This window comes from Streptomyces sp. NPDC002773, assembly GCF_040295605.1.
Classification (GTDB): domain Bacteria; phylum Actinomycetota; class Actinomycetes; order Streptomycetales; family Streptomycetaceae; genus Streptomyces.
The window spans coordinates 295,694-320,045 of the sequence record NZ_JBEOVO010000004.1 but is presented as its reverse complement, the minus strand read 5'-3'; the positions used below and the strand labels follow the sequence as shown (position 1 = coordinate 320,045).

The 24,352-nt window shown below is 74.2% G+C and carries 18 protein-coding genes and 1 pseudogene; 6 read left to right on the top strand and 13 right to left on the bottom strand.

Translation table 11 applies throughout. The features are described from left to right. Positions 1–2 precede the first annotated feature (2 nt). Genes ABT034_RS08305 through ABT034_RS08295 form a run of 3 tightly spaced genes read left to right on the top strand, consistent with a single transcriptional unit; the run spans position 3 to position 4,608 of the window. Positions 3–962 (top strand): DUF6895 family protein, encoded by a 960-nt coding sequence (locus tag ABT034_RS08305; RefSeq protein ID WP_351212575.1) that lies wholly within the window; start codon positions 3–5, stop codon positions 960–962. Continuing rightward, a complete protein-coding gene (locus ABT034_RS08300; RefSeq protein ID WP_351212573.1) occupies positions 959–2,446 on the top strand; it encodes an MFS transporter in 1,488 nt (495 codons plus the stop codon). Before ABT034_RS08305 ends, ABT034_RS08300 begins: the two co-directional genes overlap by 4 nt. Further along, positions 2,443–4,608 (top strand): prolyl oligopeptidase family serine peptidase, encoded by a 2,166-nt coding sequence (locus ABT034_RS08295; protein WP_351212571.1) that lies wholly within the window; start codon positions 2,443–2,445, stop codon positions 4,606–4,608. Before ABT034_RS08300 ends, ABT034_RS08295 begins: the two co-directional genes overlap by 4 nt. A gap of 92 nt (positions 4,609–4,700) precedes the next feature. Here ABT034_RS08295 and ABT034_RS08290 read toward each other — a convergent pair whose 3' ends face one another. From ABT034_RS08290 to ABT034_RS08245, 10 genes are all read right to left on the bottom strand, one after another. Then, the gene (locus ABT034_RS08290) at positions 4,701–6,539 is read right to left on the bottom strand and encodes an AfsR/SARP family transcriptional regulator (RefSeq protein ID WP_351212569.1); all 1,839 of its coding nucleotides are present in this window, start codon (positions 6,537–6,539) and stop codon (positions 4,701–4,703) included. Positions 6,540–6,788: 249 nt separating this feature from the next. After that, positions 6,789–9,854: a helix-turn-helix transcriptional regulator gene (locus ABT034_RS08285; RefSeq protein WP_351212567.1), complete on the bottom strand. Its 3,066-nt coding sequence runs from the start codon at positions 9,852–9,854 to the stop codon at positions 6,789–6,791. 156 nt (positions 9,855–10,010) lie between these two features. Further along, positions 10,011–10,190, bottom strand: coding sequence for an ArsR/SmtB family transcription factor (locus ABT034_RS08280; protein ID WP_351212565.1), 180 nt, complete (start codon positions 10,188–10,190; stop codon positions 10,011–10,013). Between the two features lie 141 nt (positions 10,191–10,331). After that, the gene (locus ABT034_RS08275; RefSeq protein ID WP_351212563.1) at positions 10,332–10,766 is read right to left on the bottom strand and encodes a VOC family protein; all 435 of its coding nucleotides are present in this window, start codon (positions 10,764–10,766) and stop codon (positions 10,332–10,334) included. Positions 10,767–10,922: 156 nt separating this feature from the next. Further along, positions 10,923–11,120 (bottom strand): hypothetical protein, encoded by a 198-nt coding sequence (locus ABT034_RS08270; protein WP_351212561.1) that lies wholly within the window; start codon positions 11,118–11,120, stop codon positions 10,923–10,925. 98 nt (positions 11,121–11,218) lie between these two features. Then, positions 11,219–14,278, bottom strand: a complete 3,060-nt coding sequence (locus tag ABT034_RS08265; RefSeq protein ID WP_351212559.1) for a type 2 lanthipeptide synthetase LanM family protein — start codon at positions 14,276–14,278, stop codon at positions 11,219–11,221. Between the two features lie 116 nt (positions 14,279–14,394). After that, positions 14,395–15,156, bottom strand: a complete 762-nt coding sequence (locus ABT034_RS08260; RefSeq protein ID WP_351212557.1) for a class I SAM-dependent methyltransferase — start codon at positions 15,154–15,156, stop codon at positions 14,395–14,397. A 48-nt stretch (positions 15,157–15,204) separates the two neighbouring features. Continuing rightward, positions 15,205–16,023, bottom strand: coding sequence for a phosphonate ABC transporter, permease protein PhnE (gene phnE, locus ABT034_RS08255; RefSeq protein WP_351212555.1), 819 nt, complete (start codon positions 16,021–16,023; stop codon positions 15,205–15,207). Then, positions 16,023–16,733, bottom strand: coding sequence for a phosphonate ABC transporter ATP-binding protein (locus ABT034_RS08250; protein WP_351212553.1), 711 nt, complete (start codon positions 16,731–16,733; stop codon positions 16,023–16,025). The genes phnE and ABT034_RS08250 overlap by 1 nt, the downstream gene beginning before the upstream one ends. Then, on the bottom strand, positions 16,733–17,635 hold the full coding sequence (locus ABT034_RS08245) for a phosphate/phosphite/phosphonate ABC transporter substrate-binding protein (RefSeq protein WP_351212551.1): 903 nt from the start codon (positions 17,633–17,635) through the stop codon (positions 16,733–16,735). The genes ABT034_RS08250 and ABT034_RS08245 overlap by 1 nt, the downstream gene beginning before the upstream one ends. Positions 17,636–18,092: 457 nt before the next feature. Between ABT034_RS08245 and ABT034_RS08240 the strand changes: the two genes are divergently transcribed. After that, positions 18,093–18,449, top strand: coding sequence for a PRC-barrel domain-containing protein (locus ABT034_RS08240; RefSeq protein WP_351212549.1), 357 nt, complete (start codon positions 18,093–18,095; stop codon positions 18,447–18,449). Positions 18,450–18,520: 71 nt separating this feature from the next. On the opposite strand, the gene ABT034_RS08235 is transcribed toward ABT034_RS08240, so the two are convergent. Together ABT034_RS08235 and ABT034_RS35315 are read right to left on the bottom strand one after the other, a co-directional pair. After that, positions 18,521–20,158 carry an ADP-ribosyltransferase domain-containing protein gene (locus tag ABT034_RS08235; RefSeq protein ID WP_502972844.1) on the bottom strand — a complete coding sequence of 546 codons (1,638 nt, stop codon included), beginning with the start codon at positions 20,156–20,158 and terminating at the stop codon, positions 18,521–18,523. Between the two features lie 207 nt (positions 20,159–20,365). Then, positions 20,366–20,728 (bottom strand): annotated as a pseudogene (locus tag ABT034_RS35315) (macro domain-containing protein); the annotation flags it as partial. Positions 20,729–21,164: 436 nt separating this feature from the next. On the opposite strand from ABT034_RS35315, the gene ABT034_RS08230 reads away from it, so the two are divergent. Beyond that, on the top strand, positions 21,165–22,055 hold the full coding sequence (locus tag ABT034_RS08230) for a terpene synthase family protein (protein ID WP_351212545.1): 891 nt from the start codon (positions 21,165–21,167) through the stop codon (positions 22,053–22,055). Positions 22,056–22,276: 221 nt separating this feature from the next. On the opposite strand, the gene ABT034_RS08225 is transcribed toward ABT034_RS08230, so the two are convergent. Next, complete coding sequence (locus ABT034_RS08225; protein ID WP_351212543.1) at positions 22,277–23,203, bottom strand: NADP-dependent oxidoreductase; 927 nt, start codon at positions 23,201–23,203, stop codon at positions 22,277–22,279. 130 nt (positions 23,204–23,333) lie between these two features. Between ABT034_RS08225 and ABT034_RS08220 the strand changes: the two genes are divergently transcribed. Further along, positions 23,334–24,350: a GlxA family transcriptional regulator gene (locus ABT034_RS08220; protein ID WP_351212541.1), complete on the top strand. Its 1,017-nt coding sequence runs from the start codon at positions 23,334–23,336 to the stop codon at positions 24,348–24,350. Positions 24,351–24,352: the final 2 nt, after the last annotated feature.

Genomic DNA, 24,352 nt, shown 5'->3' with positions numbered 1-24,352 from the left:
CCATGGCCTCACCTCTGGAGCAGCTCGCGGCCGGCGCGCTCGACTGGCTGGGAGGGAACCTGGACCACTTCGACCCGTTCTCGGCGAGCGCCGGGCCTTCGACGCCCGACAGGACGAAGGCCGGCCAGGCGAAGGCCGCGCTGGAGCTGGCGCTGCTCTGCCACTGCGCGGCCCGCCCGGGCGGCGCCCCCGAGGCGCTCGACGGCGCGCTCGACGGGGCGACGGCCCTCGTCCGGAAGCTCTGGCAGCATCCGGACTTTCCGCCCCTGTTCGACGAGGACCCCGCGTACTCCTCCACGTACGGGCTGATCTTCGCCGCCCTGGCGCCCGACGGGATCGACGACACCCTGTGCCGGGACACGCTCGCCCGGCTGGACCCGGGGTTCCTCTCGGTGCCGGGGAGGTCTCCGTACCGGCGCATCGAGCTCCGCCACTACGCGGACAAGGCCGGTGTCCGCCACACCATCGAGCCGTACGCCGAACTCGTCCCGCGGAGCCCGCTGGTCGCCCTCCGCGCCGCCGGCCCCGGGGAGGCGGGCTCTCGGGACGGGGCGGCGCCGCTCACCACCCCGGAGGCGTACGCACTGACGCACACCGCGTTCTATCTCGGGGACTTCGGCCGGACCGCGCCCGGTCTCTCCGGGCGTGAACGGGCGCACGCGGAGGACCTGGTCGACCGGATGCTGCGGCACTGCGTCGCGTACGACCGGTGGGACCTGGCCGCGGAACTCGTCCTCACCCAGTCCATCCTGGGGAGCGATCCGCTGCGCACGCCCTCGGGAGCCGCCGCCGTGGAGTGCCTGGCGCGGGCCCAGCGGCCCGACGGCGCCATCCCGGGCCGCTCGACGGCGCTCACGGCGCCGCCCTCCGCCCCCGCAGGGGAGTTCTTCCGGAAGGCGTACCACACGACCCTGGTCACCGCCCTCATGGCGCTCGCCGTCGCGTCGCCGGGGCCGTCGTGACAACGCGTCCGCGTCCGCGGCCCCGGCTCACGCTGACGCTGATCAACCGCGACTACACCCGGCTGTGGTTCGGCCAGGCCGTCTCGTCCGTCGGCGACGCCGTCTTCAGCACCACCCTGGTGCTGTGGGTGGCGACCGTCCTGGCCAAGGACGAGACCTGGGCGCCGATGGCGGTCAGCGGTGTCCTGATGGCGTCGAGCGCCGCCGTCCTCGTCATCGGTCCGCTCGCGGGCGTCTTCGTCGACCGCTGGGACAAGCGCGCCACGATGCTGCTCAGCGAGGCGGTCCGCGGCGCGCTCGTGGCCCTGCTGACCGTCGTCTCCTTCCTGCCGACCGACGCCCTCCCGGCGGGCGTCTGGCTCGCCCTCGTGTACGTGACGGTGCTCCTGCTGCACGCGGCCGGGCAGTTCTTCTCGCCTGCGCGCTTCGCGATCCTCGCGGACCTCGTCACCGGGGACGCCGACCGCGCCCGAGCGGCCGGCATCGCGCAGGCGACCGGCGAGACGGCGTGGATCATCGGGCCACCCCTCGCCGCGCCGCTGCTCTTCACCGCCGGAATCCAGTGGGCCCTGCTCTTCAACGCGCTGTCGTACGGGGTGTCGTACGTCGCCATCCGTTCCATCGGAGCGGGACCGGCGGCCTCGGGCCCGGCCGGGCAGGGGGCCGGGCGGAAGCCGGCCGAGCGCCCGAAGGGCGGTCTGCGGCGGGAGTTCACGGACGGCCTGCGCTTCTTCGCCCGCAGCAGGTTCCTGGTCGCGCTGCTCCTGCTCGCCGTCATCGGCCAGTTCGGCATCGGCGCGCTGAGCACCCTCAACGTCTTCTTCACCACCGACAACCTCCACGCGGAGGCCCATCTCTACGGGTACGTCGGCATGGCCATGGGCGTCGGCGGCATCACGGGCGCGCTGTGCGCGGGCCGGGTGGTGCAGTGGTTCGGCGCCCGGCGGAGCACCTGGATCAGCCTGCTCGTGAGCGGTGTGCTGCTCGTCGCGTACTCCCGTCAGAGCGGCTTCCTCGCCGGTGTCGCCGTGCTGTTCGTCTTCACCGTGCCGCTCACCGTCCTGAACACCGCGATGGCTCCGCTGCTGCTCGCGGCGGCGCCGCCGGAGTACCGGGGGCGGGTGATGGCCGTGTTCTACCCGGTGACGAAGCTGGCGTCGATGCTCTCGGCGGTCCTGTCCGGCTGGCTCGCCGGTTCCGTGCTCCACGGCTTCGCGGGCTCGGTCGGTGGCATCCGGTTCGGCCCGATCGACACGATCTTCGCGGTGTCCGGGCTGATCGTCGTGGTGTCCGGCGTCTACGCCTGGCTGTCCCTGCCCGGCACGGAGAGCGCGGAGAACGCGGAGAGCACGCAGAGCGCGGCCGAGGACGCCGGGGACGCCGGGGACGACGCGGACGCCGTCGAGAAGGCCGGTGCTGGTGCCGGTACGGCCGCGGCACCCGCCCCCCGTCCGCCCCGCCCCGAGAGAGGGAGCAGCGAGTGACCCCCGACGACGCCCGATCGAGACGGCTCCCGACCCCACGCGCCTACCCCCGTGCGGAGCGGCAGGACATCGTCGAGGAACTCCACGGGCTGCGGATCCCCGACCCGTACCGCTGGCTGGAGGACGCCGACGCCCCCTCGACGCTTCGCTGGAGCGCGGAGCAGGAAGCCCTGTACGAGGCGGAGCGCGGGGCCCTGCCCGGCCTGGAGCGGTGGGAGGCGGAGGTCGCGGCGCTCGACGCGGTCGACCGCGTCAGGTCGCCCAAGGTCCGCGGCGACCGGGTGTTCTGGCTGCGGCAGGGCGCCGGTCAGGAGCATCCGGTGCTCGTGGTCGCGGAGACCGGCCCGGACGCGGTGGAGCAGGTGCTGCTCGACCCCGGTGTCCTCGACCCGTCCGGGCGGACCGTGCTCGACGCCTGGGAACCCTCCGTGGAGGGTGATCTGCTGGCCTTTCAGGTGTCGCGGGACGGCACGGAGGACTCGCTGCTCCACGTGATGGACGTCGCCACCGGGAAGGTCGTCGACGGGCCGGTGGACCGGGTGCGGAAGTCGTCGGTCGGCTGGCTGCCCGGGGGCGGGGCGTTCTACTACGTCAGACGCCTGGACCCCCGGCTCAACCCCGGCGAGGAGCGCTACCACCGCCGGGTCTGCCTGCACCGGGTCGGGACGGCGGCCGACGCGGACGCCGTCGTGTTCGGTGAAGGGCGGGACGCCACCCAGTTCTACAGCGTCTCCGTGACGGCGGACGGCCGGTGGCTCGGCGTCACGGCCACGCTCGGCACCGGCCGGGGCACCGACCTGTACCTCGCCGACCTGACCGCGGGACCGCTCGAACGTCCGCCGCTGCGGCCGGTCCAGGAGGGCAGGGAGGCCGCCACCCGGCTACACGCCGTGCCCGGCACCGGCCCCCAGGACCGGGTGTGGCTGCGCACGGACCGCGACGCCGCCCGAGGCCGTGTCGTCGCCTGCCGGCCCGACGCGCTCCACCTGGGCCCCGACGCCTGGCACGAGGTCGTCCCGGAGCGGCCCGACGCGGTACTGACCCATCTCGTCGTGCTGTCCGGGCCCGAGCTCGACCGTCCGCTCGGCCTCGCCGCCTGGACCCGGGACACGGTCGCCGAGGTGACCGTGCACGACCTGGTGGAGGGCCGTCAGGTGGCCACGGTCCCGCTGCCCGGTACCGGCGCCGTCGGCGACTTCTCGGCCGGGCCGCCCGGCAGTCACGAGGCCTGGTTCGCGTACACCGACTTCGTCACGCCGCCGCGGGTGCTCCGCTTCGACGCGCGCACGTGCCGGGTGACGCGCTGGGAGCGCGACGCCCCGGACGGCCCGGCGGTCGGCGGCGCGGTGACCCGGCAGGTCGCCTTCCCGTCGAGCGACGGGACGACGGTCCGCATGTTCGTGATCTCCCCCACCGGAAGCCCGGACGTGCCGCGTCCGACGCTGCTCACCGGGTACGGCGGCTTCGGCCGCACGATGTCGCCCCGCTACCGCGCCCAGGTCCTCGCCTGGGTCAGGGCGGGCGGGGTGTTCGCCTGGGCGGGGCTGCGCGGGGGCGGCGAGGAGGGCGAGGCGTGGCACCGGGCCGGCAGTGGGCCGCACAAGCAGAACACCTTCGACGACTTCGCCGCCGCCGCCGACCGGCTGGTCGCGGAGGGCTGGACGGAACCGGGCCGACTCGCGATCATGGGCGGCTCCAACGGGGGACTGCTCGTCGGCGCCGCCCTCACCCAGCAGCCGGGAAGGTACGCGGCCGTGGTGTGCATGGCCCCGCTCCTGGACATGGTGCGGTACGAGCTGTCCGGCCTCGGGCCCAGCTGGACGCCCGAGTACGGCAGTGCGCGGGACCCGGAGCAACTGCCGACGCTGCTCGGCTACTCGCCGTACCACCGCGTGGCCCCGGGGACCGCGTACCCGGCGGTGCTGCTCACGGCCGCGGACGGCGACACCAGGACCGATCCGCTGCACGCCCGCAAGATGTGCGCGGCGCTCCAGCACGCCTCGTCGGGCGCCGGACCGATTCTGCTGCGGCTCGAGCGCGGCGTCGGCCACGGCGACCGCGCCGCGTCCCGGGCGGTGGCGCTGCAGGCGGAGTGCCTGGCGTTCCTCGCGGGTCAGGTGGGACTCCCGGCCCCGGAGCGGGGGGCGGGGGCGGGGACCTGAGGGGCGGCCACCGGAGGGGCGGGTGTCGCTGTTCCGGTGCGGGCTCCGCTCAGTCCGGGGCCCGCACCGGACATCCACGCGGCGCCGGTCCCTCAGCCCGGGGTCAGCACCGGCGTTCCAGTACCGGTGCCGCGGGCGTACAGCCTTATCAGGTACGGCAGTTCGTACTGGGCCGCGTGGGCGGTGACCTCGCCGCCGGGTGAGGTGACCATTCCGGCGTCGATCAGCGCCTCCACCACCCGTACGGCGTGCCGCTCGTCGCACCCGAGGGCCTCGGCCGCCTCGCTCAGGCCGAACGGACCGTCCCCCGTGCCCGCCGCGAGGCGACCCGCGTCCCGGCCGCACTCCGCCGGCAGCGCCTCCCAGCCGTCGGCGAGCCACCGCCGCACGGACACGTCCCCCGAGGTCAGCTCGTCGAGGGCCCCGACGGGGTCGGTGAGCCGGTCCGCGAACTCCCGCAGCGGTACGTGGCGGAGCACCGCGAGCCGCATGCCGCTGACCCGGACCGCGAGCGGCGACCCGCCGCAGGCGCGGACGATGCGCAGCGCGGCCTCCCGGTCGGCCCGCACCCGGCTCCCGCCGACGAGCCCGGTGAGCAGCTGGAGCGCCTCCGCGGTGCCGAGCGGCGGGACGGGCACCCGGTGTACGGGGGCGAGGCCGCCCAGCTGTCCGCGTGCGGTGAGCAGCACCCTGCCCCGGCCTCCGCACGGGAGGAGGGGCCGTACGGCGCGCTCCTCGGGCACGTCGTCCAGGATCACCAGGACGCGGTGCTCCGCGAGCCACTCGCGCCACGCCCCGGGGTCGGACAGCCCGGGTTGCCCCGTCCGTTCGCCGAGTTCCGCGAGCACGGAGGCCTGCGGGCGGGGGCGGCCGTCCGCCGCCCGCAGGGACACGCAGAGCCGTCCGTCGGCGAACCGGTCACCGAGCAGGTGGGCGGCGCGGACCGCGAGCGTCGTCTTCCCCGCCCCGGCGGGTCCTGACAGCAGTACGACCCCGCCGGCTCCGTCGTCCTCCAACGCGTGGACGAGGTACCGGAGTTCCTCGCCGTGGCCGGTGAGGTCGACGAGATCGGGAGGGAGGACGACCGGGGCCGGGCGGCGGGCGCCGGGGGCGGGGGCGACCTGGCCGCCGGCGCCGCCCGCCGCCCCGGCGCGGCCGTCACCCGCGAGGATCGCCCGGTACCGGGCCGCCATGGCGCCGCTCGGCTCAAGGCCCAGTTCCCTGGCGAGGAGCTGCCGGTAGTCGTCGTACACCGCGAGTGCCTCGGCCTGCCGGCCGGACCCGTGGAGCGCGCACATCCAGGCGGACCTGAGGCGCTCCCGCAGCGGGTGTCGTTCCACCAGGTCCCGCAGCCCCTCGGCCACCGCCGGCGCGCCGCCGAGTGCCAGCTCCGCCTCGGCCCAGTTCTCGTACGCCGTCAGATGGCGCAGTTCGAGCCGCTCGGCCTCCTCGGCGAGCCGGGGCGAGTGCCGCAGGTCGTCGCCGAGCGGCGGGCCCTGCCACAGGCCGAGGGCCTGCCGGAGGAGCCGGGCGGCGGGGGCGGGCCGCTGCCCCTCGGCGGCCCGCACCAGGGAACGGAACCGCAGGAGGTCGAGCTCGTCCTCCGTCGCGCGCAGCGCATAGCCCCCGCACGTGTGGGTGAGCCGCGGCCCGTCCCCGTCGTCCTCGCCGAGCAGCGCGCGCAGGGCGCTCACGTACACCTGGAGGTTCTTGCGGGCGGTGCGCGGGGGTTCCTCCGGCCAGACGGCGTCGGTCAACGCGTCGACGGAGACCGGGCTGTTGGCGGATCCGAGGAGCGTCGCGAGCACGACGCGCTGTTTCAACGGGCCGAGGGGAAGCGGCCGGTCGTCCCGGTGTACGGCGAGCGGGCCGAGGACGGAGAACCGGAGAGTGCCGGGTAAGGCTGCGGGTCTCGCGGACGGACGCGGCATCGAGCGAACCTCCGTAGGGGAACGGGAGTTGGTCGGTCCGCTCGATGATCCGCCGACCGGATCCGGCGCGCATCGGTGCGGGGCCCGCAGAGTCGCGGGACCGTCGACCGTGTCATGGGGGCCCGGACCCCCATACGGGCGGAGGTGTCCCCCATCCCGGGGCCGCCGGCCCCCAGCGAGCCGGGAGGCAGCGGGCGAGGTCGCCGCCCCCAGGGGCCGGGTCCGCCGCCCCCATCCCCCTTGTCCCGGTCAGGCCTGCCGCGCCCGTAAGACGGCGCCGGGCGGCGGTTCCTGGTCCTCCGCCCGTTCCGCCGACAGCGCGCACAGGGCTGAGCGGTCCGAACAGCCGGTCTTGGCCATCAGGCTCGCCATGTGCTTCTCCACGGTCCGGGGCGAGATGCACAGGCGCTGCGCGATCTGCTGGTTGCCCGGCCGATCCCCGAGGAGGGCGAACACCTCGTACTCGCGCGGTGTGACGCCCGCGGTGCGCAGCTCCGCGGGGATCCGCTCCCGGCCGCCCCTGCGCTGCGGGACGCTGACACCCGCCTGGCGCATCACGGCCCGGCAGGCCCCGGCCACCGGCTGGACGCCCGCCTCGTGGAAGTACTCCTCTGCTGTCCGCAGCCACGCGACCGGCTCGCCCCAGGAGTCGCGGAGGGCCGCCTCGGCGACGAGCCGCAGGGCGAGATGCCAGGCCTGCGGGAACACCGCCGCCGCACGGCCGGCCTCCTCCACGGCGCGGCGCGCGCCGTCCGCGTCGCCGTCGCGGCCGCGCAGCACCGCGTCCGCCATGCCGAGGAACATCCGGTTCCAGGCCAGCTGCCCGCCGGGCGAGGCGAGGGCCTCGCGGTACGCCTCGCGGCCGCGCGGGTCGCCGTCGAGGATCCGCAGCAGAGGGCGGAGCCCGTACCGTCCGCTGAGGTAGAAGAAGCTGGGGTGTTCCCGTTCCCAGAGCGCCACCGCGTCGAGTTCGGCGGCCGCCCGTTGCCGGTCCTCCGCCATCAGCGCACCGACGGCCTGGCACAGGCCGCGCTGCACGGGGACGAGCATCGATTCCTCGCCGCCCGCGCGGCGGAAGCGGAGCAGGGCCCGTTCCTGTTCGCGGCCCTTCCCCCGGTGGGCGGCGAGCATGGCGTCGACGAGGAGCAGATAGCGGTGCGCCGACAGGTTCTGGAGGCGGGCGCTGGCCTCCACGGACCGCTCGACGATCTCCCGGGCCCGGTCCCAGCGCCCGGTGAGGACGCTCTGCATGGCGAGCAGCCCGTCGACGGTCTGGAGCAGGGCGAGCGAGCCGAGTTCATGGGCCGCCGCGCGGGCGGTCTCCAGCTGGGTCGCCTCCCCGGTCCGCATGAACGCGTTGGTGCCGAGCCGTACCAGGGCCTCGGCCCTGCACACCGCGAGCCGGTGCTTCTCGGCGACTTCGAGCATCCGCACCAGGCAGGCGTCGGCCTCGTCGAAGCCCCGCTCGCGGGAGAGCAGGGCGAGGAGCTGCCATGCGCGACAGGCCACGACGGGCTGGTCGCCCTGTTCCGCGGTGAGTGCGGCAAGGCGGGCGGAACGTTCCGCCTCAGCGAGCCGCCCACGCCGACCGTCGCCCGTTTCGCCGGTGCCGCGCCGCCCGCCTCGGCCGCCCGGGCCGCCGGGGTCGTACTCGCCACCCCGGTCGTACTCGTCGTCCCGGTCGTACTCGTCGTCCCGGCCCGGCAGCAGTGCGAGATGGCCCTCGACCACCACGAGGGCCGCCGCCTGCTCCGGGCTGGGTGCGCCCCCGAAGAGGGCGCGGGCCGCCCGGATGCGGCGGCGTGCCTCCTCCTGCTGCTCCGCCATGGTCGCGACCCACGCGACCTGGGTGTGCGCCTGGGCCCGTTCCTCCGCCGCGCGGGAACCGGCGGGCGCGGGCGGCAGGTCGTCGAGCAGGGTGGAGGCAGCGTCGAGCTGCCCGGACTCGGCCTGGGCGATCGCGAGCCGTACGGTGATCGCGTCCCGCTCCTCCTCGGCCGCGAGCCCCCGGGCGCGTTCGAGCAGCACGGCGGCCGAGCCCGACGCTCCGGCGTCCAGCATCTGCCGCCCGACCTGGGCGTACTGCCGGGAGGCCGTCACCCTGTCCCCCGCCGCCAGCCAGAGGGTCGCCACCAACTGGCGCTCCTCGCCGGACAGTACGCCGGCGGACTCCTCGATGGCGGAGGCGGCCCGCCGGGCGAGCGCGGCCTGCTCGGCGGGCGGCAGGGAGGCCCTGAGCGCGTCCGCCGTCAGGACGTGGCGGAAGGTGTAGTCGTCGTGGGCGGCGCCGTCCGGGGCGATGATCCCCGCTTCGGAGGCCGACCGGAGATGGGCGAAGAGGGCCCGGTCGTCGAGCCCGGTGACCGCCCTGAGCGCCCCGACGGAGAACCGGCCGCCCAGCGTCGCCGCAATGAGCAGCAGGTCGCGCACGGGTTCGTCGAGCCGGTCGAGCCTCCGTGCCCAGCTGCGGACCGCGCCCGTCGGCACCGTCGCCTCGCCCTGATCGGCGAGCTGCCACCAGCCTTCGGCCCTGCTCAGCCGGCCCGTGTCGAGGAGGTCGGCGAGGAGGACCTCCACCAGGTACGGGTTGCCGCCCGCCCGCCGGGCGAGGTGCCGGTGCGCGGCCTGCGGCACCTCGCCCGGTCCGGCGTCCAGACACGCGTCCACCATCTCCCGTACGGCGGCGGCGTCGAGCGGCTCCAGCTCCCGCACCGACGCGGTGTTGCGGAGCTCCGCGGCGAGCGCAAGGTCGAGGGCCGGGCCGGGGTCCGGCCGCAGCGTCCCCACCAGCAGCACCGGCAGGTCCGCCACGTTGTCGACGACGTACTCGACGACGGCGATCGTCTCGGTGTCGGAGTCGTGCAGGTCCTCCAGGAGGATCACGCACCCCCGCTCGCGGCCGAGCACCGCGAGGAGTCTGAGCAGCGCCTCCGCCATCTCGACCAGCGAGATCGCGTATCCGGGAGCCACCGCGCCGGCCCGCCACTCCGGCACGAGTCCGGCCAGCGCGGGCCGGTACGGGACGAGTTCGGGGTCGTCGGGGGCCCCGGCCGCCCGGAACCGTGAGGACAGTGCCTCGATCAACGGCCGGAAGGGCACGACGAGGCCGGTGGACGTGGCACGGCCGCGCAGCACCGGCATGTCCCGGTCGTACGCGCGGAGGGCGCACTCGCCGGCCAGCCGGGACTTGCCGATCCCCGCCTCGCCGACGAGGAACACCGCCCGCCCGGCGCCCCTTCGGACTCCCTCCAGGGCATCGTCAAGCAGCCCGATCTCGGTTTCCCGCCCCACGATGACCGACGACGTCGCTCGCATGGGCGCAGGCTACTTGGTCCTTTTCGCTCACGGCAGTGGGCCGGGGACCACCCCGGCCGCCAGACGCTCCGTCAAGACGACATCCACGCCACTTCGCCGTGCGACGGCCTGAAATCCTCCCGCCCGGGGGCGGGAGCCCGGGCCGGGCGGCCTCGTTCAGACCCGTTCCAGCAGCGCGTTGCCGAGCTCACTCGCGGTGTAGTGGACCTCGCGCCGGTAGCGGTGGCTGGTCACCAGGCCCGTGTCGCGGAGCACGGCGAGGTGCTGCGAGACCGCTCCCACGCTCAGCCCGATCAGCGCGGCGCCGCTCCTTGGAGGGCCCTTCTGGGACAGCACTTCGGCGCCCGGACGGCCCTGTGGGTCGGGGCCCTCAGGGAACTCCTCGCCGTACTCCCCCTGCTCCTCTCGCCGCTTCGGGGGGCCCGTGAGCCCCGCCCGTAGCCTTCGTGACGTCGGCTCCACCCCGCGCGCCACGGCTCAGTCGAGACAGAACTCGTTGCCCTCGATGTCCTGCATCACGATGCACGACTCGTTGGTGCCGTCGGCGAGCAGCGTGCGCTGGTGTACCGCGCCGAGCGCGACCAGTCGTGCGCACTCGGCCTGGAGCGTGGCGAGGCGCTCCTCGCCCACGAGCCCGATGCCGGCCCGCACGCAGATGTGCACCCGGTTCTTGACGACCTTGCCTTCGGGCACGCGCTGGAAGAGCAGGCGCGGGGCCACACCCGAGGGGTCGACGCAGGCGAACCACTGCACCTCATGGTCGGCCGGCAGCGAGCGATGGTAGTCGTCCCACGTGTCGAAGCCCTCCGGCACCGGCGGTATGACGTACCCCATCACCTCGCACCAGAAGCGAGCGAGGCGCTCGGGATCCGCACAGTCGATGGTGACTTGGAACTGCTTGATCGTAGACATCGGCGCACCCTAACAGGGGGGCTCGCTTGCCCGTCCACCCATTTTCCAGGTCCGCGTGTTCCGGGATTCCGGGAGGCCGACCCCTGCGAGCCGCTGCCGCGTCGTGCGGGCCGCAGGGGATGAACCGGCGTACGGAGCCGGCCGCCCGGAAAGTCCCTAGGACAGCGGGATGGTGCCGGTGGTGTAGGGCATGTCCAGGGAGGCGGCGGCGTCGAGGCCCGTGCCGAGCAGCCTGCTGCGCAGTCCGAGGGCTCCGCTCGCTCCGAACGTCACCTCTCCCACGGGGTGCTCGTGGGCCGAGGTCTCCGCGCCGGCGCCGCCGTCGACGTACATCACCGAGTCACTGATCTGCATGGGTCCTCACTCGTCCTTGGTGTTCGCAGGAGTGGTGGTCGTGCCGGGTGGTGCGGTGGAGCGCTCTGGGGGGCGGTGTTGCGGCGAGGGCCGTGGCGCTAGAGCCCCGGGTCCGGGCCGGCGGACATCCGCAGGAGGAGCAGGGACGGTACGCGCTCCGGGAAGCCCGCCCGGAGGAGTCCGTGTCCGATTCCGGCGAGGCCGGTCAGCAGCCCGGGGTGTGCGACGCCGTCCGGCGCGCCGCTCCGGGCGCCGGTCTCCTCGACGGAGGCGAGGAGGGCCCCGGCCCGGCGGATCCAGTGCGGGCGTGCTTCCGGGAGCGTGTGGTGGCCGAGCAGTTCGCACAGTCCGGCCTCGCCGTGGCACAGGCTGTCGTCGGGAGCCGGCCGGTCCCGGCCCAGCCCTTCGGCGGCCTCCCGGGCCCAGGCCGCCAGCTGTGGGTCGTCCAGGGCGCCCGGCGCGTCCAGCACCGCGAGGGCGATTCCGGCGCGCCCTCGGCACCAGGCGGAGGCCCGGGCCTCGTCCCCTGTTTCCCCGGTCGGCGTACCGCCGGAGGCTCCCCCGTGGCCCCCGTCGACGGCCGCCCGCAGGGCGGTCAGGCCCGCGTTCCGGTACCGGCCACCGTCGCCGCCTCCGTCCCCGGCGCCCACATCACCGTCGCCGTCTCCGGCAGCCTCCGCGGCCTCCGCGAACCGCAGCAGAGCCCACCCGATCCCGGCCGCCCCCGTCGTGAACCCCCGCCCGGCAGCCGTGGGGCCGGTGGTGAGCAGCCGGTCCGCGCAGGCCCGCGCGGCCCGCCAGGTCTCCCGTGCCCCATGCCCGGATCCGGTGCCCGCCCCGTGGGCCGCAAGGAGGGCGGCGAGCCCGCCGGCGACGCCCGCGCCCACCCCGTACTCCCGCTCGGTCCGCGCCGCCTCCCCGGCGAGGCGGAGTGCGGCGGACGCCCAGGAGCCGACCTCCGGGTCGTCGAGGAGTCGTGCCGTCTCGCCGAGGGCGTACGCGATGCCGCCGAGTCCGGAGAAGGCGCCCGATCCCACGGCGCCGAGGTCCTCGGGCCGTGCGGGCAGTACGTCGAGCAGGCGGGGCACCGGGGTCAGGGCCGTTCGGGCCGCGTCCGCGTAGTGTGCGGCCCCGGTGAGCGCCGCCAACTGGGCGAGGAACAGGGCGGGGCCGGTGTAGCCGCCGGCCAGGTCCGCCGGCATCGGGCCGATGCGCCAGTAGCGGTTGTCCAGGAGTTCGAGGCCGATCCAGTTGCTGCGGGGGCCTTCGCGGTACGCGAGGGAGACCAGCTGGTCGCCGAGGGACCGGGCGGCCGAGAGCAGCCGCTCCGGCTCCGGGGCGCGGTCCGCCGTGCGGGTGCGCCGGCCCTCGGCGGGCCGGTGCGCGGGTGTGCGGGAGGTCGTCGCCATCGCGGAGCGCACGATCCGTTCCTGGTCCTGTCGGTCGACGGTGTCCAGGGCGGCGAGCTTCGCGGCGACGCGGTCGGTCCCGGGGAGTTCGGTGCGGCCGGCCGGCGGTCGCTCCGGTGCGCCCCACAGGGGGTTACGGCCCGGCCGGGCGGTGAACAACGGCACGTCTCCGTCCCAGAGTTGGGCGAGCTCCTCGTCGACGAGGCCGGGCGCGAGGACCGTGCCGAACGCGTCGGTCCGCAGGGTCTCGAAGACCCGCTGCCGCGCGTCCGCGTCCTTCAGGAGGTCGGGGTGCGTCGACTCGTCGAGCAGCGTGCAGTACATCCAGGTGGGGCGCACCACCACCCGTACCTCGTCCTCGGTGAAGGCCGTCAACAGGCCCGTACCGTGGAGGAGTTCTTCCCGGGCCGTGCTGATCGCCGTGTACCCGGCGCGGAATCCGGCGCAGAGCGCCTCGATGTGGGCGGCCGGCTCGACGGGGCCGCCGTCCGCCAGGCGGGGCCGGTTGGCGGACTCGCCGAAGGTTCCCGCCCTGCGGACCAGGCGCATCCGGTCGGTGCCGGCGTCGGCCCAGTCGGCCCGGGGCACGGGCGACACCGCCTCGTGGCCGCCGCCGACGGCGGACACGTCGAGGGCGCTGTGGTCGCCGACGAGGAGCTGGGGCAGCAGCCCGACCCGGTACACGGAGTCGTGGAGGGCGCGGGCCGCGGGGTCCTCCGTGGCGGCGGCGCCCGGCAGCGGCGGGTGGAACAGGGTCTCCACGTCGACGAGGACCGGGTGGGCGCCGACGGCGATCAGATTCTCGTGGTGCAGGTCGGTCCCGTCCAGCAGGTGCAGCAGCGCGAGGAGCGCGCCCTGGCGCCGGTAGAACGTCCCGACCTCCGCGGCGGTGGCGCAGGGGCGTGCGGCGACGAACTCCACCCAGCCGTAGGCGCCCCGGTCGAGCAGGCGCAGCGTGCGCAGGTCGGGGGCGTCGGGCAGTCCGTTGAACCAGGTGACGAGGTCGTTGAAGTGGCGGTGTACGGCGAGCGGGCGGGGTTTGTAGACCAGTCGGGTTCCGTCGGCGAAGCACAGCAGCAGCACGCTCCGGCCGCCCCGGTGTCCGTCGCCCGCGCCGGTCTCGACGCCGACGAGGGCGCCCGGTCCCCCGCCGGAGGCCCGCAGGAGTCCTGTGGTCAGCCGGTCGTGGTCGTCGGCGAGGCGCTCCAGTGCTTCGGCGACGGCGTCCGCCGTGTCGAGCGCCGCCCGCCCCAGGATCCGTGCGAGCACCGGCCGTCCGGCCAGCAGGGCCGTGAGGCCGCGCCGGGAGGCCGTACGTCCCAGGAAGTCCCGGAACCGGGCCCTTGTGTCGGCCCCGTCGAGGCGTTCGGCGGTCCGCGCCTCGTGCAGTTCGAGGACCAGTGTCCGTGCCGCCGCCCGTGCGAGCCTGCCGCTGAGCTGCCGCTCCAGGTCGCCGCGTACGGCGGTGATGTCCACGAGGTTCCGTGCCCGCGGTGACAGGCCGCGCTCCAGCCGCTCCCCCGCTCGGGCGGTGAACGGCCGCAGCACCCACGCGAAACCGCTCAGCCCCGGATACTCCCCCTCGGGCGCGACGGCCTCCTCGGGCGCTGCGGCGGTCACCGCTTCGGTGAACGCGGCCCAGTCCGGGCGCCGTTCGTCCCCTTCACCGGAGACCTGTCCGGCCTCCCACCACCGTTCGACGGCCGACAGCGACGTCTCCGCCCGCCCGTGTCCCGTCCTCGCCGCCATCGTCCCTCCTCCGTCACCCGGCCCACCGCTCGGCGCCTGCCCCGATCCTGGTACGGAGGGCGCCCGCGCGGCATGGGTGACGGTCCCCCATGTTTCCGGTGTGCGCGGAGTACGGGTCAGGCCGGCTTGCGGGCCTCGATGAGGAAGCGGGTGGTGTGCGCGACGAACGGGCCCTCGGCCACGATCCGTTCGTGCAGTTCCCGCAGCCGGTCGCGGTACTGGTCCACGGTGAAGCCCGGCACCATCCAGATCACCTTGCGCAGGAAGTAGACGACCGCGCCGATGTCGTGGAACTCGGTGCGCAGGGACTCGGAGCGCAGGTCCACGACCTGGAGGCCGGCCGCCTCGGCCGCCCGGCGGGCCTCGTCGGGGTGGCGTGCGCGGCGCACCTCCTGCGGCTGCGGGCCGAGGAAGTACTCGACCAGCTCGAAGACGCTGGCCGGGCCGACCTGCTGGGAGAAGTACGTGCCTCCCGGCCGGAGGACCCGGGCGATCTCGTCCCACCAGACGGTGACGGGGTGCCGGCTGACCACGAGGTCGAAGGCCTCGTCGGCGAACGGCAGCGGCGGCTCGTCCTCGTCGGCGACGACGACCACCCCCAGGGGGTGCAGCAGGCGGGTGGCCTTGACCACGTTCGGGGGCCAGGACTCCGTGGCCGCGACCAGGGGCGGCAGCGTCGGCACCCCGGCGAGGACCTCTCCGCCGCCGGTCTGGATGTCGAGGGCGGCCGTGGCCCGTGCCATCCGTTCGCCCATCGCGCGCTGGTAGCCCCACGAGGGGCGCTGCTCGTCGGCGCGTCCCCGCAGCCAGGAGAAGTCCCAGCCTTCCACCGAGACCGATTCGGCCTCGGTGACCAGATCCTCGAATGTTCGTGACATCCCTTGATCTTCGCAGGTCGGCCTCCGGATCGGGGACCGGCGCGTGGATCAGGACAGGCGCTTGCGGACGGCTGCCGAGAGGCGGTCGACCGCCATGATCAGGACGAGGACGACGAGGATGTGGGTCAGCATCTCGTCGAACTGGAACAGCTTGATGGACTGGTTGATGAGGAAACCGATGCCTCCCGCGCCGACGAGGCCGAGCACCAGCGAGGAGCGGACGTTGACGTCGAGCCGGTAGAGGAGCAGACCGATCAGCTGGGGCGTCACCGTCGGCAGGAGGGCGTGCGCGGCGATCTGCACCCGGCCGGCGCCGGCCGAACGGAGCACCTGGGCGGGGCCCGGGTCGGCGTCCTCCACGGCCTCCGCCCACAGCTTGCCCATGACGCCGATGTTGTGGAGCACCAGGGCGAGGACGCCCGGGAAGGGGCCGAGGCCCACCGCCGTGACGAAGACGAGGGCGAAGACCACGTCGGGAACGGCCCGCAGGAACGAGAGCAGGGAGCGTGCCGCCTGGTAGACGGCCCGGGAGGGAGCGGTGCCGCGGGCGGCGAGCAGGGCGAGGGCGAGCGAGAACGGCACGGACAGGGTGGTGCCGAGGAGGCCGATCCAGAGGGTCACCAGGGCGCCGTCGAGGCTCGGTTCGAGGACCTCCCAGCTCAGGTCGGGTGGGATGGCCTCGGCGAGGAAGTCGGCCATGCCCCGCCATCCCTCGGCGAGCGCGCCGAAGGACATCTCGGTGGCGTCCCAGGCCAGCACGTGGGCGGCGACGATCACGGCGGTGACGACGGATCCCGCGAGCGCGGCTCGCGGCCTGCGCGGCTTGGGCGGTACGGGGAGTCTCCGTACCTCGTTGAGCAGGGTCATCACACGGCCTTCACGATCGCGGGCTGGTAGAGGAGCTCGACGTCCTGGCGCGGCGGTCCGTCGAGGACGACGTGTCCGTCGCGCAGGCCCACGACCCGGTCGGCGTGCCGGGCCGCGAGGGAGGGCTGGTGCAGGACGGCGAGGACGGCGAGCCGCTCCTCGTGGGCGAGTTCGGCGAGCAGGGCGAGCACCTGCTCGGAGGCGGCGGGGTCGAGCGCGGAGACGGGTTCGTCGGCGAGCAGGACGCGGGGCCGCTGGCACAGCGCGCGGGCCACGGCGACCCGCTGCTGCTGCCCGCCGGAGAGGCTGCCGGCCCGGTCGTGGGCGCGGTCGGCGAGGCCGACGCGGTCGAGGCAGGCCATGGCCTCCTCGCGCAGCTCCCGGGGGAAGAGCGCGGGGACGAGCGACCGGCGCAGCGGGAGCCGGCCGAGGGCGCCCGCGCACACGTTCTCCAGGACCGTGCGGCGGCGGACGAGGTGGATGTGCTGGAAGACCATGGCGATGTCGAGCGGGTCGCAGCGCCTGCCGTCGAGGGTGACCTCGCCCGCCGCCATCGGCGCGAGGCCGGCGGCGGCGCGCAGCAGGGTCGACTTGCCCGAGCCGTTGGCGCCGAGGACCGCGAGGAGTTCACCGGGGGCGACGGTGACGTCGACGGCGTGGACCACCTCGCGTGCGCCGTAACGGACGGTGATTCCTGTCAGGGCGAGCATCAGACGTCCTTCTCGGTGAGCTTGAGCGTCTCGGCGAGGTCGAAGAGCGGCTTGTACGTGGACTTGTCGACGGGCACGAGCGGCGCCGGCGGGTCGACGTCGAGGAGGGCGCCGATCTTGCCGACCTTGTCGGCGGGGAGGCCGAGCAGCGCGTCGCGGACGGCCTTCTTGAAGGCCTCGTCGTGGTCGCCGCGGACGGTGATCGGGTCGTTGGGGATCGGCTCCGACGTCCAGACCTTGCGGAACTTCGACGGGTCGAAGGTGCCGGAGCCGGTGGCGCTGCCGAGCTGCTGGGAGTTGATCTCGGCGGCGTCGACGGTGCCGTTCACCAGGGCGAGCAGGGCTTCGGGGTGGCCGCCGGCGTAGGTGACCTTGACGTCGTCCTTCTTCAGGCCGGCGTCGAGGAGGGCCTTGCGGGGCAGGGCGTCGCCGGAGGTGGAGCCGACCGAGCCGAGGGCGAGGGAGTGGCCGCGCAGCTGCTCGATCGTGGTCACGTCGGAGCCCTTGGGCACCCATATGCCGGCGGTGTAGCTGGACAGCTTGCCGTCGGTGTCGCCGAAGGAGGCGACGGCCTCGGCCTTGGCGCGCTTGCTGGCGAAGACGTAGCCGAGGGGGCCGAAGATGCCGATGTCGAGCTTGCCGTTCTCCATGGCGAGCACCTCGGCGGAGTAGTCCTCGGTGATCGTGAGCTCGACGGGGCAGTCCAGGGCCTCGCTGAGGCCGTCGGCGAGCACCTTGGCGGCGGGGGTGAGCTTGGCGGGGTCCTCGAAGGGCTCGACGCCGAAGCGGATCCTGCCGTCGGGGCAGGTGGCGGAGCGCGGCGCGTCGGAGCCGCCGCCGCAGGCGGTCAGCGTGAGGGCGGCGACGAGGAGGCCGGCGAGGGCGGGGCGGCGGACGGACATGGTGGACTCCGGGTGGTGGTGGGGGCCGAGGGCGCCGGGGCGGAGGAGGCCGAGGGGCGACGGTCGGCGCAGACGCGGAACGTACGGGGGAGGTACGGGGGAGGCGCGCGGGAGGGGCGGTGCGGAGTGGCTCGGCGGGGTGGGCTCGTGGCCCTTTCCGGTCCGGCAACGGCACGTTTTCAGCCGCTGCCACCCCCGGTCAAGGCCTTGTATGTACAAGCAGCCGGTTGTTCACCTGCGCGTCGACCGGACGATGCTCGTCACGCATCGGGGCGATTTCCTCCGCCGTTCAACGGCCTTTGGCTGTATCTACAAGCGCACGGGACGCATGGGAGCGCGGGAGCGGGGCAGGCGGGCCCTGGGCGGGACACGACGTCCGTCCGTACCGACACGGAGAAGGGAAGGACGACAGGGAACACCTCGTCGTCCTCCACCAACCGGAGGAGTTGTTGTTCGCGTGACTGAGCATGCGTGGAGCTACGGTCCGACCTCGGGCCATCTGGCCGGCACGGTCCTGACCGGATACAAGGTCGAGGCGACCGACGGCAGCATCGGCAAGGTCGACAAGCACTCGGACGAGGTCGGTGACGCCTACCTGGTGGTCGACACCGGCGTGTGGATCTTCGGCAAGGAGGTGCTCCTCCCGGCCGGCCTCGTCTCCCGCGTCGACCCGCAGGAGCAGAAGATCTACGTCGACTGCTCCAAGGAGCAGGTGAAGGACTCCCCCGAGTTCCACCGCGAGACCCACCTCGGCGACGCCCAGTACCGCGACCAGCTGGGCACGTACTACCACCGCCCCGGCGGTTTCATCTGAGACGCCACCCCTGGCACGACGTACGGGAGGGGCCCGGACTCCATGAGTCCGGGCCCCTCCCGTGCCTGCGGCTAGGACACCGGCCCCGGCCCCTCCAGCTCGGCCAGCCGGACGGTGCACAGGCCGCCGCGCGCGGCCTTCACCTCCGTCACCTCCAGCTGCGTGCCGGGCGCGAGGATGTACTCCTCCTCGCCCGTGAAGGCGGAGAACCGCCGGATCCCCACGGCCCGCGCGGGCGTCACCTCGAACAGCGTCCGCTTGCCGCGGCTCCCGAGGAACGACCTGGCCACACCCAGCTCGGACGTGCACGACGACACGCCCCACCACGTCACCGTGCGTCCCACCGGGTACTGGGACCGGAGGTCGAGCGCCACACCCCGCCACAGGGGCTCCGTCCGCACCGGCAGCGCCTCCATCGCCGAGAACAGCAGCCGCAGATACGGCAGGTACGGCAGCAGCCGCTCCCGGTCGGGGGAGCGCAGCACGGAGTTGATCTCGCGGTAGAACGCCGACTCGCAGGTGTAGAGGTACAGCGCCGAGATCGCGTCGGCGGACAAGCCGTCCACGCCCGCCACCGCTCCGGCCGACCCGTTCACGGCCGCACCGGCCAGGTCGGCCGCGGCCTGCGCCGCCGCGGCCTTGGCCTCGCCGAACCGGCTGGACCGCTCGATGTGCCGGTCCAGGTTCACGAGGACCCGCGACACCGGCTCGACGGCCTTCTGGAAGTCCATCAGCGGCGTGTCGAACACGCCGGTGATCGGCGGCAGGACGAGCCCCTCGTCCTTGACGCTGGTGAGCCGCTCCAGATACAGCTGGTGCAGCTCCATCGTCGACGCGATGAACGCCCCCATCCGCTCCGCGACACCACCGCCGCTCCCGGGGCCGCCGGCCCCCGCCGCGTCCCGGTCCCAGCCCTTCCGCGGCAGCCAGTCGACGGGCTCGGCCCCCACCGCCGCCAGGGCGTCGTTCACATGGGAGAAGTGGTCCCCCTCGCAGAAGATGTCGCCCTGCGCCGCCGGGTTCGCGTGGTCGAGGTGCCGGACCTCCACCCCCGGGTACTTCTTCTCCAGTCGTTGGACGACTCGCTTCAGGCTCCGGGCGTGGGCGCCCCACCAGGCGAACACCACCCCGCGGTCCTCCTCGTCGGCGTCCTGCTTCGCCCGCAGGATCTCCTCGACGATCTGCTCGGCCACCGGCCGCCAGAACGACGTGTGCCGTTCCGTCGCCATCGCCCCGTCCGCGCTCGCCGTGAGGGACGCGTTGAGCAGCAGGACACCCTGGGTCAGCATCGCCTGGAACCACTCCGGCGGCGGCACCGTGTCCTCCTTCTTCAACAGGCCCCGGATGTCGGCGATCGGCGTCTTCTTCGCTATGCCGTACTTCCACATCGCGGCGGCCTTGATGAGGCAGCGGATGCTGACCACCCGGCCGAACTGGCTGTCCTGCCAGTCGTTGAAGGTGTTGTCGAACATCGCGATGCCGGTCGCGCTCTCCGCCCGCGGATAAGGGTTCTGTCCGAAGACGACCACCTTCCACTTCTGCGGCGGATGCGGCTTCAACGCCTGGAAGGTCAGCTCCCGCACCGGAACCACCTCCGGGCTGCGCTTCGTCCCGATGACAGCGGCTGCCCCCGGCTGCGCCTCGATGACCGGCGCCAGCAGCGGCAGCCACGGCTCACCGCCCCCGGTGAACAGCTCTGCCAGGCCCAACGGGTCCTCTGCCGGGGCGCCTTGCTCCGCCGCGGCGGGAACGCAGGCGTCCTTCGCGAGGGCCGGCGGCACGTTGATCCGGACCCTCTGCTCGGGCGCGGCTCCCTCGATGTCGTCGAGCTGGCCCAGTACGGCGGCCCTCAACTCGTCGTAGTCCGCGAACCCGTGGTCGCGGAACAGCGTGTAGCCCGTCCACATCAGGTTGGCGCACACCCGCGCGGGCACCCGCCCCGTCCGCGCGCCCATCCCCACGAGCGCCACCGACCGGATGCTGCCGGGCTCCGCACGGTTCTGCAGCTGCACCGCCTGGAACGCGGCCGCGCACGCCAGCGCCACGTTCATGGTGTCGCTGACGTTCTGCGAGGACCCCCGCATGGTCGGCGTCGAGATCAGGAACCGCGGCACGGCCGCCCCGGAGGGGACGCACACCGCGCTGCCCACCGGCAGGCTCCCCGCGAACCGGTCACGGATCGCCCGCTGGACCCGCACCTGGATCCCGGCGCCGAGGAACCGCTTGACGACCGCGTCGACACCACCGTCCATCCGCCCCCGCGCGTTCGTCGGGGACACCCACGCGTCCACATCGACATCGAGGAGGGAACCCCGCCGGATCTCGACCTCGGGCGTGTCCGCGAACGCGGACCGCCAGGCCGCCACCACCTCGTCGTTCACGTCCACCAGAACGACCCTCAACGCACCTGCGCCACCCACGAATCCACCCCTCCGGCACGCTCTCGCGCCCGCTCTCGAACACTCCCCAAGCTAGTGCGACCCACTGACAACGGAGGTCCGCCCGGACGGCTCGCGGCCGCTCCGGGCGACGCCCCTGAAGTGCGCGGGGGGACTCCCCCGCCGTCCCTGGCCGTGGATGATCAAGTCAAGTACGCTGCAATCGCGCCAGGGTGTCTTTGGGAATCACCCCGGTCGACGCCTGGGGGTTCCCGTGTTCAACGCCGCGTTGCTCGATCTGCCGTTTCCGCCGCGCAGCAATCCCCGCCAGGGGTCCGTGGCACCCTCCCACCACGACTGGCTGCTCCGACACGACGGGCTCGCCGGGGTCATCGACCGTACGGCGTACGCCCGTTGGGACGTGCCGCGTCTCGCCGCCTTCACCAGCCCCGACTGCGCCACCGACGACCTCGTCCTCGCCGCGGACCTGCTCAGCTTCTACTTCTTCTTCGACGACCGGTTCGACTCCGACCTCGGCCGGGCCCCCGCGCGCGTGGCGGAGGTCTGCGCCCGCCTGACGGCCCTCATGCACGGGGGCGGTCCCGCGCCCGGCGCCCGTACCCCTGTCGAGGAGGCCTTCGCCGACCTCTGGGAGCGCAGCCTGCGCGGCATGTCCGCGCGGTGGCGGGCCCGGTCCGCCTACAACTGGGAGTGGTACTTCGCCTGCCACCCCGCCGAGGCGGCCGGCCGGCTCTCCGGCCGGCTTCCGGACCGGGAGGGCTATCTGGCGCTGCGCCGGGGCACGGCCGCCATGGAGACCCTCTTCGACATGGTCGAGCGGCTCAACCGGTTCGAGCTGCCGCAAGAGGTGCTGCACCACCCGGCGTTCCGCCGGATGCGTCAACTGGCCGCCGACATACCGTCGTTCACCAACGACGTGCACTCCTACGCCCAGGAGATCGCGCGGGGCGATGTCGCCAACCTGGTGATGATCGTCCGCGAGGAGCGCGGCGGCACGCCCGAGGAGGCGGCCGCCCAGGTGATGCGCGAGGCGCAGGCGATGGTCGACCGCTTCGTGGAGCTGTCCTCCGAGGTCCCCGAGATCTGCGACCTGCTCGGCCTCACCCCGGCCGCACGCGAGGCCGCCCACCGGTACGTCGACGGCCTCGCCGCCTGGATCGCCGGCTACCACCGCTGGGAGGTAGACACCGGCCGCTACGGCCACTGAACCGCGAGCCGCCGCGTCCCGGCGGGCCCGGGAGCGGGACGACCCGACGGCCCCCGCCGAGCGACTTTCGGCCAACCACCGAGAGGCCGCCGGTCGACCGGCCGCTCAACCCACCGGTCGACCCGCCAGAAGACCCACCGGTCGACCCGTCTGTAGACCCACCGGTCGACCCGTCTGTAGACCCACCGGTCGACCTGCCTGCAGCCCCGCCTGCCGACCCCTCAGCCGACCGTCAGGACGATCTTGCCCGTGGTGCGGCCCCGCTCGCCGATCTCGTGGGCCTTCCCCGCCTCGGCCAGCGGCAGCACGGTGTCGACCACCGGCCTCAGCTCCCCGCGCTCCACGAGCGCCGCGATCTCGCGCAGGCCGAGGTGGTCGGGTTCGACCAGCACCCAGACCGCCCGCACACCGTCCTGGGCGGCCGCCGGGACGTCGTCCGGTCCCGGCAGGGTGATCAGCCTGCCCCCGGCGCGGAGCACCTTCAGGGAGCGCTCGGCCGTCTCCCCTCCGAGGCCGTCGAGGACGACGTCCACTCCGGAGACGACGTCCTCGAAGCGGGCCGCACGGTAGTCGACCACCTCGTCCGCGCCGAGCCCGCGCACCAGCTCGTGCTTGGGCTCGCTCGCCGTGCCGATGACGTACGCCCCCCGGGCCTTGGCGATCTGCACGGCGAGGTGCCCCACGCCTCCGGCCGCCGCGTGCACGAGGACCCGCTCCCCGGGGCGGACGTCGGCCGTGTCGACGAGGGCCTGCCAGGCGGTCAGCGCGGCGAGCGGCAGCGCCGCCGCCTCCACGTGCGTCAGGGAAGCCGGCTTCGGTGCGAGGTGGCGGGCCGGTGCCACCACGTACTCGGCGTACGCGCCCGCCTGGCGCGGGAACAGCGGCATCCCGAAGACCTCGTCACCGGGGCGGAGGCTTCCCACGCCGGGTCCTACGGCCTCGACCGTGCCGGACACGTCCCAGCCGACGACCGGGACGGCGTCCCAGTCGATGAGGGCGCCGCTCGCGCGGGTCTTCCAGTCCACGGGGTTCACGCCGGCCGCGTGGACCCGTACGAGGACCTCGTTCAGACCCGGCGCGGGGCGCTCCACCTCGCGCTCGACCAGGTTCTCGGGTCCGCCCCACTGCTCCACGACCATCGCACGCATACCGTCTGCCTCTTTCGTCTCTCGTCAGCCGCACGCCGCCGGACCCATACCGGCGGCGACCACTTCACGATCGGGCATCCCGCCCCGCGACGGCATTGGCCGTCAGGCCACTATGTGACAGGATCTGGCCATGAGTACTCCCAGCGGGCCGGCCGTACGGAACGAGCGCCCGGGGCAGCCGGCGCGGCTCCACCGCATCGCCGTGCTCGCCCTCCCCGGCGTGCCGCCCTTCGAACTCGGCATCCCCTCCCGGGTGTTCGGCAGCGCCATGGACGCCGAGGGCCGCGCCCTGTACGAGGTCACCGTCTGCACCGCCGACGGCGGCCCCGTACTCAGCGACGCCGGTTTCACCGTGCAGCCGGCCGCCGGTCCCGAGGCGCTCGCCGAGGCCGACACGGTGGTCCTCCCGCCCACGCACGCCATGCCCGAGCTGGGCAGGGGCGGCCCGCTGCCGCCCGAGGTCAGCGCCGCCGTCGCCGGCATCCGGCCGGGCACGCGGCTCGTGTCGATCTGCTCCGGGTCGTACGTGCTCGCCGCCGCCGGCCTGCTCGACGGCCGGCCGGCCACCACCCACTGGAATCTGGCGCCGGAGTTCCGCCGGGCCTATCCCCGGGTCAAGGTCGACGAGGAGGTGCTCTTCGTCGACGACGGCGACGTGCTGACCTCGGCCGGCGTGGCCGCGGGTGTCGACCTGTGCCTGCACATGATCCGCCGCGACCACGGCGCCGCGGTCGCGAACCGCGCCGCCCGCATCTGCGTCGTACCGCCCTGGCGGGACGGCGGTCAGGCCCAGTTCATCGACCGCCCGGTCCCCGAGCCCACTCTGGCCAGTACGACCGCCACCCGCGCCTGGGCCCTGGAGCACCTCGGGGAGCCCCTCACCCTCGCCCGGCTCGCCGACCACGCCCGGATGAGCCTGCGGTCCTTCACCCGCCGGTTCCGTGACGAGGTCGGCATGACACCGGTGCAGTGGCTCACCGCGCAGCGTCTCGAACTCGCCAAGCAGCTGCTCGAGAGCACCGATCTCACGATCGACCTGGTGGCGCACCGGGCCGGGCTCGGCTCGGGGAACTCACTGCGCGCCCACATGAGGACGGCGTTCGGCATCTCGCCCGCCGCCTACCGCCGCGCCTTCGGGAAGGGCTAGGG

Bases quoted from the DNA above. Each gene is read 5' to 3' on its own strand.
- ABT034_RS08305 (WP_351212575.1), top strand. From the start codon at position 3: ATGGCCTCACCTCTGGAGCAGCTCGCGGCCGGCGCGCTCGACTGGCTG.
- ABT034_RS08290 (WP_351212569.1), bottom strand. From the start codon at position 6,539: ATGCCGCGTCCGTCCGCGAGACCCGCAGCCTTACCCGGCACTCTCCGG.
- ABT034_RS08285 (WP_351212567.1), bottom strand. From the start codon at position 9,854: ATGCGAGCGACGTCGTCGGTCATCGTGGGGCGGGAAACCGAGATCGGG.
- ABT034_RS08275 (WP_351212563.1), bottom strand. From the start codon at position 10,766: ATGTCTACGATCAAGCAGTTCCAAGTCACCATCGACTGTGCGGATCCC.
- ABT034_RS08270 (WP_351212561.1), bottom strand. From the start codon at position 11,120: ATGCAGATCAGTGACTCGGTGATGTACGTCGACGGCGGCGCCGGCGCG.
- ABT034_RS08265 (WP_351212559.1), bottom strand. From the start codon at position 14,278: ATGGCGGCGAGGACGGGACACGGGCGGGCGGAGACGTCGCTGTCGGCC.
- ABT034_RS08260 (WP_351212557.1), bottom strand. From the start codon at position 15,156: ATGTCACGAACATTCGAGGATCTGGTCACCGAGGCCGAATCGGTCTCG.
- phnE (WP_351212555.1), bottom strand. From the start codon at position 16,023: ATGACCCTGCTCAACGAGGTACGGAGACTCCCCGTACCGCCCAAGCCG.
- ABT034_RS08250 (WP_351212553.1), bottom strand. From the start codon at position 16,733: ATGCTCGCCCTGACAGGAATCACCGTCCGTTACGGCGCACGCGAGGTG.
- ABT034_RS08245 (WP_351212551.1), bottom strand. From the start codon at position 17,635: ATGTCCGTCCGCCGCCCCGCCCTCGCCGGCCTCCTCGTCGCCGCCCTC.
- ABT034_RS08225 (WP_351212543.1), bottom strand. From the start codon at position 23,203: ATGCGTGCGATGGTCGTGGAGCAGTGGGGCGGACCCGAGAACCTGGTC.
- ABT034_RS08220 (WP_351212541.1), top strand. From the start codon at position 23,334: ATGAGTACTCCCAGCGGGCCGGCCGTACGGAACGAGCGCCCGGGGCAG.